Annotated in this window: 13 protein-coding genes and 1 tRNA gene; 6 read left to right on the top strand and 8 right to left on the bottom strand. The window is 62.1% G+C overall.

What is annotated here, in order from left to right; all coding sequences use genetic code 11:
• Positions 1 to 23 precede the first annotated feature (23 nt).
• The 4 genes from VHO05_RS00845 to VHO05_RS00830 all read left to right on the top strand — a co-directional run bounded on the left by VHO05_RS00845 (position 24) and on the right by VHO05_RS00830 (position 4545).
• Positions 24 to 1649 (top strand): hypothetical protein, encoded by a 1626-nt coding sequence (locus tag VHO05_RS00845; protein WP_329644714.1) that lies wholly within the window; start codon positions 24 to 26, stop codon positions 1647 to 1649.
• Between the two features lie 65 nt (positions 1650 to 1714).
• The gene (gene modB, locus VHO05_RS00840) at positions 1715 to 2413 is read left to right on the top strand and encodes a molybdate ABC transporter permease subunit (protein WP_329644713.1); all 699 of its coding nucleotides are present in this window, start codon (positions 1715 to 1717) and stop codon (positions 2411 to 2413) included.
• Positions 2410 to 3528 (top strand): molybdenum ABC transporter ATP-binding protein, encoded by a 1119-nt coding sequence (gene modC / locus VHO05_RS00835; protein ID WP_329644712.1) that lies wholly within the window; start codon positions 2410 to 2412, stop codon positions 3526 to 3528. The genes modB and modC overlap by 4 nt, the downstream gene beginning before the upstream one ends.
• A gap of 129 nt (positions 3529 to 3657) precedes the next feature.
• Entirely contained in the window at positions 3658 to 4545 is an 888-nt protein-coding gene (locus VHO05_RS00830; RefSeq protein WP_329644711.1) for a hypothetical protein, read from the top strand.
• A gap of 152 nt (positions 4546 to 4697) precedes the next feature.
• On the opposite strand, the gene VHO05_RS00825 is transcribed toward VHO05_RS00830, so the two are convergent.
• From VHO05_RS00825 to VHO05_RS00815, 3 genes are all read right to left on the bottom strand, one after another.
• Positions 4698 to 4773: transfer RNA gene (locus VHO05_RS00825), tRNA-Phe, on the bottom strand.
• A gap of 94 nt (positions 4774 to 4867) precedes the next feature.
• Positions 4868 to 5125, bottom strand: a complete 258-nt coding sequence (gene yacG / locus VHO05_RS00820) for a DNA gyrase inhibitor YacG (protein WP_329644710.1) — start codon at positions 5123 to 5125, stop codon at positions 4868 to 4870.
• 10 nt (positions 5126 to 5135) lie between these two features.
• Positions 5136 to 5882 (bottom strand): Maf-like protein, encoded by a 747-nt coding sequence (locus VHO05_RS00815; RefSeq protein ID WP_329644709.1) that lies wholly within the window; start codon positions 5880 to 5882, stop codon positions 5136 to 5138.
• Positions 5883 to 6133: 251 nt separating this feature from the next.
• Here VHO05_RS00815 and VHO05_RS00810 point away from each other — a divergent pair, with 251 nt between their 5' ends.
• Both VHO05_RS00810 and VHO05_RS00805 read left to right on the top strand, forming a co-directional pair.
• The gene (locus VHO05_RS00810; protein WP_329644708.1) at positions 6134 to 6829 is read left to right on the top strand and encodes a Crp/Fnr family transcriptional regulator; all 696 of its coding nucleotides are present in this window, start codon (positions 6134 to 6136) and stop codon (positions 6827 to 6829) included.
• A gap of 158 nt (positions 6830 to 6987) precedes the next feature.
• On the top strand, positions 6988 to 8298 hold the full coding sequence (locus tag VHO05_RS00805) for an adenylate/guanylate cyclase domain-containing protein (RefSeq protein WP_329644707.1): 1311 nt from the start codon (positions 6988 to 6990) through the stop codon (positions 8296 to 8298).
• Between the two features lie 4 nt (positions 8299 to 8302).
• Here the strand turns inward: VHO05_RS00805 and VHO05_RS00800 are convergent, their stop codons facing one another.
• The 5 genes from VHO05_RS00800 to VHO05_RS00780 all read right to left on the bottom strand — a co-directional run bounded on the left by VHO05_RS00800 (position 8303) and on the right by VHO05_RS00780 (position 11716).
• On the bottom strand, positions 8303 to 8764 hold the full coding sequence (locus VHO05_RS00800; RefSeq protein WP_329644706.1) for a low molecular weight phosphatase family protein: 462 nt from the start codon (positions 8762 to 8764) through the stop codon (positions 8303 to 8305).
• Positions 8765 to 8768: 4 nt separating this feature from the next.
• Positions 8769 to 9275: a UPF0262 family protein gene (locus tag VHO05_RS00795; RefSeq protein ID WP_329644705.1), complete on the bottom strand. Its 507-nt coding sequence runs from the start codon at positions 9273 to 9275 to the stop codon at positions 8769 to 8771.
• Positions 9272 to 10579 carry a histidinol dehydrogenase gene (gene hisD / locus VHO05_RS00790; RefSeq protein ID WP_329644704.1) on the bottom strand — a complete coding sequence of 436 codons (1308 nt, stop codon included), beginning with the start codon at positions 10577 to 10579 and terminating at the stop codon, positions 9272 to 9274. The genes VHO05_RS00795 and hisD overlap by 4 nt, the downstream gene beginning before the upstream one ends.
• A gap of 131 nt (positions 10580 to 10710) precedes the next feature.
• Complete coding sequence (locus VHO05_RS00785) at positions 10711 to 11154, bottom strand: DUF2948 family protein (RefSeq protein ID WP_329644703.1); 444 nt, start codon at positions 11152 to 11154, stop codon at positions 10711 to 10713.
• A gap of 91 nt (positions 11155 to 11245) precedes the next feature.
• Complete coding sequence (locus tag VHO05_RS00780) at positions 11246 to 11716, bottom strand: DUF992 domain-containing protein (RefSeq protein WP_329644702.1); 471 nt, start codon at positions 11714 to 11716, stop codon at positions 11246 to 11248.
• Positions 11717 to 11800 lie beyond the last annotated feature (84 nt).

Here is an 11800-nt window from a genome sequence, read left to right as displayed (position 1 = left end):
GCGCATTGGTCGGGGTTGGAGACATGCGTCCGCTGTCCCGGTGGATTTGGCCCACGCTCATATTCGTGGTCTTCTGTGCGTTGGCGGCGCTGTTCGATCCCGTCTTTCAAACCAACGATGACGCCGCTTTGGCCATGTTGGGCAGCGGATTTGGCATAGCGTCACGGCCCGAGCCTCAACTTATTTTTTCGAACTTGCTTTACGGGCATTTGGTCGGCGCGGCCTCCTGGGTGCTGTCGTCGACGGCCCATGCGTGGCTGACGACCCTCATGCTGGCCGGAGCCGCCGCCACGATCATGGCTACCGCGGTCCAGAGGTCCGCCGATCTCGTCCCGGTTGGTCTGCTCGCTGCCGTCGGGATTTGCCTTACGGCGATCATGAATCCTCAATATACTACCACGGCTGCGGCGCTGTGCGTCTCGGCCGCCGTCGCAGCCAACGAATATGTCGCCACGGCCTCTCGAAGGTGGCTTGCGGTCGCGTTGTCGCTGCTGTTGGTGAGCGTGATCCTGAGATGGGAAAGCGCCGCGATGCTCGCATTTGCAGCTCTACCGGCGCTGATGATTGGCCTACTCTCGTCGGAAGGCACCTATCGCAACCGGACGATAAAGATCCTGTCTGCCGGTGTTGCACTCACGGTTGTCGTCCTTGCCGTTGACGCCATATCCTACGCAATCGATCCCACCTGGAAGGAAGTGCGCTCTTACTTGCGGGTTCGCGCGCTTTTCAACGATTTTCAAAGTGTGCCGTGGGTTGAGGGATCCGACGCCTATGCGAAGGCGGGATGGTCGAGAAACGACTACCTGCTGTTCAAGGCATGGTACGCGCGCGATCCGCTTTTCAGCTTCGACAACATCAAGATGATTGCGTCCGCGCACGCGTTCCACAATTCGCGCTCAGGCTTGGGACTCTATCTCGTGCGCTCCTGGATGATCCTGTCCACGAGTTCCATCGCCCTCCTGACGGTATCGCTTTCGCTTCTTGCCTCCATTGCTGCCGCCAGAGCTTCCGCGCGCATTTATGTCGTGGGCGGACTGTTGGGCGCGGGCGGCGCATTTTTGCTGGTTTTCCTGGGCGGCAGACCGCCGCTCGAAAGAATATCCCTGTCGCTGATCGTCTTCCTCGCCGGTCTCGCCTATGTGTTGATGCTGAATTCGCGTCCACCCTTGCCGGTGCGGCGCTGGGCAAAGGTTGGCCTAGGGGCAACATCCGCATATCTCTTGGCCTTGAACGCCATGCACGCGTCGTACGATCGTTCGATCGCTCACGAATACACCCGTGCCTTTGCACATGTGCAGCGGGACCTCACGGATCGGACAATTGTCTGGGGCTCGGCTGTGGATGCCAACTATCTGATGTCGCTGTGGGGCAATGCCCCATTTCTCAGCGACCGCAAATTCGTTGGCATCGGCGCGGCGACGCGCGCCCCCTACGTCGATGAAATCCTGAAAACGTGGGGCGTCACCGATTTCAGTAGATCCCTTTGCACGGATAGAACGATCTCGATCCTGGCCCGAAAGGACAATATCGATCTCTTCCAGCACTTCTGCCGCGCGCGCTACAACGCCGGGGCGACATACAAGCTTGTCGCTGAGAAGTCGCCGTTTAAGGTGTGGCGGCTAGAAGGTGGGCTGAGCCCACCAGGATGAGATAGCCCGGGTCAGGGCATTCGGCCGACCGCCTGGCGGAGTGAGGAGTAGAAAGAAAACAAGCTATGTGGGCGATCACTCCCGAAGAACTTGTCGCGATCAAGCTCTCGCTCCGTGTGGCAACGGTCGCGATGCTGGCGAGCCTGCCAGTGGGCGTGTTCGTGGCCTACCTGCTGTCGCGCGGCCGGTTCCGTGGCAAATTCATTCTTGATGGCCTCGTCTACATGCCGCTCGTCCTGCCCCCTGTCGTGACGGGATACGCGCTGCTCCTGCTGTTCGGCCGGCGAGGACCACTCGGCGCATTCTTCGAGCAGACGTTCGGTATCGTGTTTTCCTTCCGTTGGACCGGCGCGGCGCTCGCGGCAGCCGTCATGGGATTTCCCCTGATGGTGCGCGCCATCCGTCTTGCAATGGACGCCATAGACCGCCGCAGCGAGGAAGCCGCGGCCACGCTCGGTGCATCGCCGATCTGGGTTTTCCTGACGGTGACGCTGCCTTTGTCGCTGCCGGGCATCATCGCCGGCGCCATGCTGTGTTTTGCCAAGGCGCTCGGTGAGTTCGGTGCGACGATCACATTCGTATCCAACATCCCCGGCGAGACGCAGACCATTCCGGCGGCCATCTACACATACACGCAGACACCCGGTGGAGATGCCGGCGCTCTTCGCCTGTCGATCATCGCCGTCGCCCTCGCATTTGGGGCGCTGATCGCGTCGGAAGTTCTGAGCAGGCGAGCGGGACAGCGCAGAGCAGGGTTCGAATGATCAGCTTCTCCTGCCGCCTTGCGCGTGAGCGATTTGTTCTCGACGCGAATTTCTCAATCCCCGGAGGGTGTGTCGCGCTGTTCGGCGCCTCGGGTTCCGGCAAGACGACGATTGCGAAGCTGATCGCCGGTTTGGAACGACCGGATCGTGGACACATTGCCATTGATGGGCGCGTCCTGGTCGATACAGCGGCAGCCATCGACGTGCCGGTTCACAAGCGCCGAGTTGGACTCGTGTTCCAGGATGGCCAGCTCCTGCCGCATCTCTCCGTACGCCAAAATCTCGCCTATGGTCGCTACTTCGCGCCCAAGGACGAGCCGAGCGTTCCGCCGGAAGCGGTGATCGACTTGCTAGGCGTCGGTCATTTGCTCGATGCGCGTCCCGCCACACTCTCGGGCGGAGAAAGACAGCGCGTTGCGATCGGCCGCGCCCTCTTCGCTGCGCCGCGCGTCCTTGTGATGGACGAACCGTTAGCCTCCCTCGATGCCGAGCGCAAACTCGAGATCCTGCCCTTCATCGAACGGCTGCGAGACGAGCTGGCACTCCCGATTGTCTACGTTTCCCATGCGGTGGAGGAGGTCGCGCGCCTGGCCACCGTGGTTGTGCGGCTGTCTGATGGACGAGTTATTGCTGAGGGACCACCTGCGGAGGTTTTTGCCTCCGCATTGCCGGGAGGCGGATCGGATCAGCTCGAGGCCGTTTCGTTCCTGACGGGAAAATACCTCCGTGGCATTGCTGAATTCGGAATGACGATCCTGTCGCATCCAGCGGGCGAGATCACGCTGCCGGGTCGCTACGGCAGCGGGAATGCAGCCGTGCGCATCGCGGTCCAGGCGTCCGACGTCACCCTCGCCATCGAGAAACCACACGGCCTTAGCGTGCGGACTGTTTTGAAGGGACACGTTCGCACGATTGCCGCCGGAGATGGCCCGTCCGCTCTCGCGACCGTCGAGCTTCTGGGTGGCGACCGTATCTCCGCTTACCTCACGCGTCTCGCGATAGCCGACCTCGGCCTTTCCGAAGGTCGCGAGGTCTACGCTCTGGTCAAATCGGTCTCGATTGATCCGCGCGCCGTCGCCTTGCTCGGCTCGCGTCCAGCTCAGCCCGGCCGCTAGGGTTCGCAAACTCTAGCGCAGAGCAATGTGCCTCGATCGCCGCTCCGTTCAGCCACATTGACGCCAAGGACGGCCCCAAGCTATGGGGAGAGGTAATTTGCCGAGCGACGATCCGGCCACGGATGAAAAATGACAAATAGCAAACGCGCGGCGTCTATTGGATTTCTGCACTACGGCGATACAGGCAACCTCGGGGATTTTCTCTGTTCTCCGCGCCACTACTTCGATTTTGAGAGTGACCGTACGGCTCTCATTGTCGGGGGAGGGGCTTCGAACAATTTCTTTTGTGGCCGTGCCAGGAAACGGGATGCAAGCGTTCGTATCGCATGGGGCATCGGCCAAAGCTGGGTGCTTGGCGCGAAGCCGTCATCCCTGGACGGCTTGGTCAAGGCCACACTGCGCTGGCTGACCTACGACAAGGCTTCGACACGCGATCCCGCTCTTGCCTCGAACCGGTTGCCGCTCGTTCCATGCGTGAGTGTGTTCCACCCCGTGACCGAACTCCCGCTGGGTGACGAGACCGGTATTTTTCTGAATTCTGCCGAGAAAGTTTCGGGCGGACTTGATGAGCGCCGGGAGTATGCGCTTGCCGCAAATTCACGCGCCTTCGTCGCCACGAATGCGTTGCCAGCCGCAGAATTCATTAGCGCCCTGACGCGCACACGAACGATCATCACGAATTCCTATCACGCCGCCTATTGGGGGCTGCTGTCCGGCCGAGACGTGCACATCATCGGTTACTCGTCCAAGTTCACGAACCTTGCTGCTCTGTTCGGTTTTCCGGAAAGCGCAGTCATCGGCGTGAGCCGCGGAGATCCAAGCGGACTTGACCGAGCCATCACCGAGTGCGCAGAGCGCGAGCCTCTAAGGCTTGCGACGCCAGATCTGACCAGGGCGCAATTCAGAAAGCGTAATCTTGACTTCGCGCGCAGTCTCGCTGCCGTCGGAGTCACCGCGACGTTGAAAAGCGCGCAGTCCGCGACCAGGGACCTGGGGCTTGCGTCCGCGCCGGTCTGATCTGGCTACCGACTTTCAAAGCGCACAACGTGGCTTCTTCCGTCGGCTCTAGGCCCAGGGAGACGCGCGCAGCCATTGATGGTCCTCGTCGGGTGCATACGCTGCACCGGCGGCTAGGGCTTCGGCGGTTCTGGCCGTGACTTGAAGGGGAGTGGTGCCCAGGGGGTGAATTGAACACCCGACACTGCGATTTTCAGTCGCATGCTCTACCAACTGAGCTACCTGGGCTTTTTGCTTCTGAGGCCGAAGGCCTGCGTCGAAGCTCGGGCTTTATAGGGGGTCGGATCGGTGCTGTCCAGCGTCACAAAGGCGACACCGAGAGTTATTGCGTCTCATCCCCAGAGCCCCGCCCGCGATCGAGGCTTCCCGCCTCCTTTGCGAAGCCCTCGTCGCCATCCTCATCGGCATCGGTTTGTCCGCCGGAAATCACATAGGCCCCGGAAACCCAACGGCCGAGATCGATATCCGCACACCGGGACGAGCAAAACGGCCTGATGGCGTGCACCGTCGGCTTCCCGCAAATGGGGCAGCGGCCCCCCGGTGATGCCGCAGGGGTATCCTTGCGCTCCGAACCCGTCATGATGAAAACCTCACTCGGCGTCGATCTCGGCCGCTCTGAGCCAATTGAAGTGGACCGGGAAGCCTTCGCCGATCAAAAGGCTGACGACTTCCGTGAGCGGCAGTCCCACGACGTTGGTGTACGAGCCGGTGATCGTCCGCACGAAACATCCCGCCAGACCCTGGATGGCGTAGCCACCGGCCTTTCCGCGCCACTCACGTGAAGCGATGTAAGCCTCGATCTCGGGTTTAGAAAGGTGTTTGAAGCGCACCCGCGTGTCGACGATTTTCGTGCGCACGCGGTCGTCTGGCGTTATGAGGCAAATGCCGGTCAAGACACGATGCGAGCGGCCTGAAAGGCGCTCCAGCGTAGCGACCGCCTCCTCGATGTGTTCCGGCTTGCCAAAAATGCGCCGTCCCACCGACACCACTGTATCGGCCGCCAGAACGTAAGCGCCGGCGATATCCGTGTCGTTGGCGATCTGGTCGCGCGCAGTCTCGGCTTTGGCGCGCGCAAGGCGCGAGGCGAGCGAGCGCGGCATCTCGGCCATCCGCGGCGTCTCGTCGATGCTGGCGGGGCGTAGCCCATCCGGCTCGATACCGGCTTGGGCAAGCAAGGTCAGGCGCCGGGGGCTTGCACTTGCGAGTACAAGCTTGGGCGCTTGCGGCGGCCCGTCCTCTCTCGCGCGCTCCCGGGCAAGCTCGCGGCGGAGCGTTTCGCGGCGGGGGCTGTCGGTGCGTTTGAAGGAACTCAGGAAGGCAGCCTTAACGGAGCTCATGTCTCTTGCCGATAAAGAAGAAACGGATCTCAGGGGACTATGGCACAGGCGGTCGATCGATCCTGTCAACTCTGCCGGTGCAACGTCCGTTCCGGCGTTTCGCCGTGTCGCCGCAGCCGCCAGCACGGACGGAAACCCTCGAAAAAACTCGTGCGGAGAATGCAGATAGCCCTCCCGAAAAGCAAGAACCACGTTGCCAATGTCCGCTGTTCCCGCGAAAATTGGGCCGGTCCGTCTGGCCGGAGGGTTGAATGGTTGCCAAGGAAGCACTGCTCGAAATGCTGGGGCGGACACCGCTCTTCGGCGCACTCGAGGATGCCGACCGGAAGGCTGTTGCGCAAGAGATGCGCGAAGCGTCTTTCGATGGCGGACAATCCATTTTCGCGCGCGGCGATCCTGGCCGCGACATCTATCTGGTCACGGCAGGACGTGTGCGCCTCTCGGTTCTGACAGCCGAAGGACGCGAGCTGTCGTTCGCTCACGCAGAGCCCGGCCATATCTTTGGTGAGATCGCGGTGCTCGACGGCGGGGTGCGCAGCGCCGACGCGACGGCGGTGACGAAGGTTACGGCTCTCACGTTGTCCAAAGGAGCGCTGACTCGCATGATCGAGCAGCGGACCGTCGTGCGCGAAGCCGTCATCAGGTTTCTTTGCAACCGCGTGCGCGAAGCCGATCACCAGCTCGAAGGTATTGCCCTCTATCCGATCGAGGTCAGGCTCGCGCGGTTCTTTCTGGCGGCTTCCCGTCAGAAGGGCGAGCTGAAGCCCGGAGCCCGGATCGTCATCGATCTTCCGATCTCCCAGAGCGAACTGGCCCTGCTTATCGGCGCCAGTCGCCCCAAGGTGAACGCCGCTCTCGCCCTTCTGGAGGGGGGCGGGGCCATCGAGCGCAGCGAGACTCGTTTCACGTGCGACATCGACGAGCTCGAGAACATCGCCGGCGCCTGAGGCACCGGCCGATCTTTCCGATTGTTTCATAGAAGACAGCTTGGCACCGGCTGCCGGTTTAACGAGCGCTGGGTTCGCCACTAGCCCGATGTCCACGTCCGAGGACAAATGATCTACGCTGGAAGGTCGGACGACCTAAGTTTGGGAGGTCACGGGCCGTGCCGTCGTCGAAAGCACCCGAAAACGATCCCATGCCTCCCTTGGGCAAAGGGTTCGAAAAGCTGACGCGCGCGCGTTGGCTGGCGGGAGCTGGGCCGTTGCTTGCCCGTCTGGTCGAGGCGGGAACCCAAGGCTATCCGCCCGAAACCAAGCGGCGGCTGATGATTCTGAACATGATCGCCTACCTGATCGTGGTCTCGACGCTTATCTATGCCCTGCAGCAGACCTTTCTCGACTACGACCGCTATTGGCCGATCATCTATATCAATTTCGCGATCGTCGTGATCGTTGCGGCCGTTCCGTTGGTTCACCGCTTTGGCCCCGTGGCGGCCGCGTTGCTCATTCTCGTGACGGAATGCGCAGCGTTGTTCGCATTCACTTATTTCCTCGGCCGCGATTCCGGCCTGCACATCCAGTACATCGCCTTCGCTGCCGCCACCTTCGTCGTCTATGGCCTCGGACGGATGTGGCTCATCATCCCATCCATCGCCGTTGCACTGGTGCTGCACCTATTGTGCTGGTTCTGGTTTCCGCAATCCCAGGCCGCTATTCCAACGCCCCAGGATGTGCTCGACTCCCTTTACACGCAGGCTGCCATCACGACATTCGGCCTCATCGCCGCGGCAGTCTTCTACGCGTTCCGTCTGGCCGAAAACGCCAAAGCGGAAACAGATGCGCTCCTCCGCAACATTCTGCCCGACACGGTTGTCGAACGGCTGAAGGCGAAACCGGCCGAGCCGGTCGCAGATACGTTCGTCGAGGCGTCCATCCTCTTCGCGGATATTTCGGGATTCGTGCCGCTCGCCCGGCGGCTTGGCGCGGGCGAGACAGTGGCGCTTTTGAATACGCTGGTGTCCCGTTTCGACGATCTCGCGGAGCGTCATGGGGTTGAGAAGATCAAGACCATTGGCGACGCTTACATGGTCGCTTCTGGCATTCCGGAACCTACGCCCGACTTTGCGGCCCGCTTGGCATCGATGGCGCTCGACATGCAAGAAACCGTCCGCGAACTCCGCGCCGAGACGGGACACGAGCTGAACATGCGCATGGGGTTCGCCACGGGGCCCGTCATGGCCGGAGTCATCGGACGCCAGAAATTCAGCTACGACATCTGGGGTGATGCCGTGAATCTCGCGGCGAGGTTGGAGAGCACCTCGGTTCCGGGTCGCGTACATATTTGCCCGACGTCATGCGAGAAGCTTCGGGACGTTTTCGAGGTCGAACCGCGCGGTCCCATCGAAATCAAAGGCGTCGGACAACGCGAGACGTGGTTCCTCACTGCCGTCCGTGTGTCCTCACCCTCCGCGTGAGATATCAGACGCTGGGTCCGCCACCTGCCGGCAGGAAACGCTGCTTGATTCTCTGGAAGAGTGAATCGCGCACGTCCCGATAGGCAGCGAGAACCTCTTCCCGGCTCGCGGTGTCGATATGCACGGAGGCATCCGGCGTCGGCCAGTACTCGACGTCTGCCGGAACGATGCGGGTGAGTTCCACGCCGTGATGGTGCGCTTCCGGCGAAAGCGTGATGATGAGATCGAACGTCCCGCTGTCGATATCGCGCAGGGTGGTCGGCTCGTGATCCGAGATATCGATGCCCATTTCGTCCATGACCGCCACCGCGTAGGGGTCGGTCATGCCGGCGCGCACGCCAGCCGAGGCTACGTGCATGCGCTGTCCCATGAGGTGCTGAAGAATGGCGGCAGCCATAGGGCTTCGCACGGCGTTCATGGCACACGCGAACAGAACCGCTTGTGGCCCGTCGCCCTCGTGTGACACGAAGTTACCCCTTCCAGTGCAGGGCCGAGATCAACGTGAAGAGGCGCCGTGCGGTGTCGAAATCCATTTTGATCTTGCCTTCGAGCCGTTCGGTGAGGACGCGGCTGCCTTCGTCGTGAAGCCCGCGCCGGCCCATGTCGATGGCCTGGATGCGCGAGGGTTGCGCCGTACGGATGGCTTGGTAGTAGCTATCGAGCACCAGAAAGTAGTCCTTTATGATGCGCTTGAAGGGCGTCAGCGAGAGATAGTGCGCGACGATCGGCTCGTCGGATGTTTGCGAGGCGTTGAGCACCGTCAGCGCCAGCCGGTCGTCCACCAGACCGATGTTGAGTTTGTAGGGCCCCTCGTCACGCCCTTCGAGCTCGAACGAGTTGCCGTCGAGCAGGTCGTAAATCGCGACTTCGCGCTCGTGCTCGATATTGGCGTTGCCGCGGCCGATCGAGGCTGGATCGAGGACAATCTCGCTAAGCCGATTGTTCGTCTGGACGGTCTCGGTCGATGCCTCGGTCATGCGCCTTGCCCTTTCCCGGATACCCGGATCTCCACCGAACGGCGGTGCGCTTCGAGCCCTTCTGCCGATGCCAGCGTCATGGCCGTGGGGGCAAGCTGGCCGAGTGCGGCCTCGTCGAGTTTGAGAATCGACGTCCGCTTCATGAAATCGAGCACGCCGAGGCCAGATGAGAACCGAGCGCTGCGCGCTGTCGGCAGCACATGGTTCGGACCGGCAACGTAGTCTCCGATGACCTCGGGCGTATAGGCGCCGAGGAACAGGGCGCCCGCATTGCGGATCCGATCGCCCAAAGAGTCGGGGTCGCGGGTTGCGATCTCGAGATGCTCGGCGGCGATGCGATCGGCGAGCGCCGGTGCTTCATCAAGCGATTTGATGAGGATGATTGCTCCGAAATCGCGCCAGCTCGGCCCCGCGATATCGCGCTTCGGCAAAAGAGCGAGCTGCCGTTCGACAGCGGCCTCGACAGCGTCGGCAAAAGCCACGTCGTCGGTCATGAGAATCGACTGGGCGGCCGTATCGTGCTCGGCCTGCGCCAGGAGGTCCGCCGCGATCCAGTCAGGGTCGTTGTGCTTGTCCGCAATGACGAGCACCTCCGACGGTCCAGCGATGCTGTCGATACCCACCGTGCCGAAGACCTGCCGCTTGGCGGCCGCGACATAGGCATTGCCAGGCCCAACGATCTTGGCGACCGGCCGAATGGTTTCTGTGCCGTAGGCAAGCGCGGCGATGCCCTGCGCGCCGCCGACGCGATAGATCTCGGAGACGCCTGCAAGCTTGGCCGCGGCCAGCACCAGCGGATTGAGCTCACCGCGCGGGGACGGGACTGCGATTACGAGGCGCTCGACGCCTGCGACCTTCGCTGGCACGGCGTTCATGAGTACGGAGCTCGGATACGATGCCAGCCCGCCCGGCACATAGAGACCAGCGGATTCGACGGCCGTCCACCGATGCCCGAGCGTGGCGCCGATCGAGTCTGTGTAGGTCTCGCTCGATGGCAAGTGCCGCTGGTGGTGGTCCATAATCCGGTCGCGCGCCACGGCAAGCGCATCCAGGGTCTCAGGGCTGCACGCCCCCGACGCCGCGTCGACCTCGTCGGCTGTCACGCGAATGCCGATTGCACCGAGATCCACATGGTCGAACTTCTTCGAAAGCTCGATCAGGGCCTTGTCGCCTCTGGCTCGGACATCGGAGATGATGTCCCGCACGGCTAGGTCGACATCCGCCGAGGCCTCCCGCTTGGTCGCGAGAAACGCTTCGAAGCTGGACGCGAAGCCGGGATCGGACGATGTAAGCCGCTGAGGCATTTAGTGCTCCAGTATGCGAGCCTTTCTTCGAGGCTCATTGAGTCCGGCCGTTATAGGCGAGGGGCGCCAAAGGCGAAAGCGCGCTGGCGTCACACAATGTTCCGGGAGTGTGGGGAGACGGACGATTAAGCCTACTCACCCGCATGTTCGGGCTTGCGCGGTGTGCGCCAGGCTGCCCCGAGATCCGTGACCGCAGCCTCGATGCACTCGACCTCGAGCCTCACGGCCCCGCCGCCCGCAAAAGTAAGCGTGATCGCGCCTTGGGGCGCCGTGCCCTCGTCGAAGGTCAGGGTTAAGAGCGATAGGACGCGATCCTTCTGCGATAGATCGAGCCCCTGCACCTTTGCGGTGCGCACCTGCTCGATCCGGACGCCGGCTCTGCGGCGCACGAAGCGATTTCCCCGCTTGTTGTCCTTCGCAGCGTGGGTCCAGTCAAAGCGATTGAGGACGATCGCAAAGCGGCGCTCGCCTTTGAGGTAGGCCATATCTTCGATGCGCAACACGGCATCCTGCAGATGCGCCGCAATGACGGCGAGATCCTCGGCATCGAGAGCCATGAGCTTGAGTTCGGTCATGTCGAATGCGTCGTCCGTTTCAGAAAATCGCAAGCCCCGTCTGCATCACGAGGCGGCCAAGGAGAGAGCCCGCACGCTTGGCGACCGGCGCTTAGCGTATTGAAAGCTCGGCCACACCAACCGCGAGGTTTAGACCCGTCTGCCCCTGCACGCTGACAGGCTGCAGCACGATCGAATTGTTCGAGCCACCGACGAGAACCTTTGCGCCGCCGCCGATCCCGATCGCGACGTCCGCCGTTGCCCCGGCATAGTTGCCCGCCAGCGCACGGGGATCGAGCGCGTCCGCCGATGCGAGAACGGTCCAAACGATGACGCTCTTCTCGGTGACGCCGATGTCGAGCCCGATCTTGGTGATCGACGCTGCATAGTCCTCAAGGCTTTTGCCCGAGACGGAGCTGTAAGTGCAGGAGTAGCTCTTTTTGGACCCGAGAACGAGGCCAACCCCCGCGCCCCCGGTGCATGTCAGTGTCCCGACCTTGATCTTGGCCTGTGCCGCTGCTGGCGAATGCGCCAGAACGGAAACCGCCGCGAGGACAGCAAAAGCAATTCCGGTCGACTTCACGGTTTCACTCCGATTCAATCCGCGCGCCGGCTCGGTCCGGCGTCCGCGGAGTATTGACACCCCATATCGTTGCAAAAGTATGAC

This window comes from Hyphomicrobium sp., assembly GCF_036262015.1.
Taxonomy (GTDB): Bacteria; Pseudomonadota; Alphaproteobacteria; order Rhizobiales; family Hyphomicrobiaceae; genus Hyphomicrobium_C.
This window is presented reverse-complemented; position numbering and strand designations above follow the sequence as displayed.

Coding starts and splice junctions, on each gene's coding strand:
- VHO05_RS00830 (WP_329644711.1), top strand. CDS start 3,658: ATGACAAATAGCAAACGCGCGGCGTCTATTGGATTTCTGCACTACGGC.
- VHO05_RS00795 (WP_329644705.1), bottom strand. CDS start 9,275: ATGACCGAGGCATCGACCGAGACCGTCCAGACGAACAATCGGCTTAGC.
- VHO05_RS00845 (WP_329644714.1), top strand. CDS start 24: ATGCGTCCGCTGTCCCGGTGGATTTGGCCCACGCTCATATTCGTGGTC.
- VHO05_RS00785 (WP_329644703.1), bottom strand. CDS start 11,154: ATGACCGAACTCAAGCTCATGGCTCTCGATGCCGAGGATCTCGCCGTC.
- VHO05_RS00810 (WP_329644708.1), top strand. CDS start 6,134: ATGGTTGCCAAGGAAGCACTGCTCGAAATGCTGGGGCGGACACCGCTC.
- modB (WP_329644713.1), top strand. CDS start 1,715: ATGTGGGCGATCACTCCCGAAGAACTTGTCGCGATCAAGCTCTCGCTC.
- modC (WP_329644712.1), top strand. CDS start 2,410: ATGATCAGCTTCTCCTGCCGCCTTGCGCGTGAGCGATTTGTTCTCGAC.
- hisD (WP_329644704.1), bottom strand. CDS start 10,579: ATGCCTCAGCGGCTTACATCGTCCGATCCCGGCTTCGCGTCCAGCTTC.
- yacG (WP_329644710.1), bottom strand. CDS start 5,125: ATGACGGGTTCGGAGCGCAAGGATACCCCTGCGGCATCACCGGGGGGC.
- VHO05_RS00815 (WP_329644709.1), bottom strand. CDS start 5,882: ATGAGCTCCGTTAAGGCTGCCTTCCTGAGTTCCTTCAAACGCACCGAC.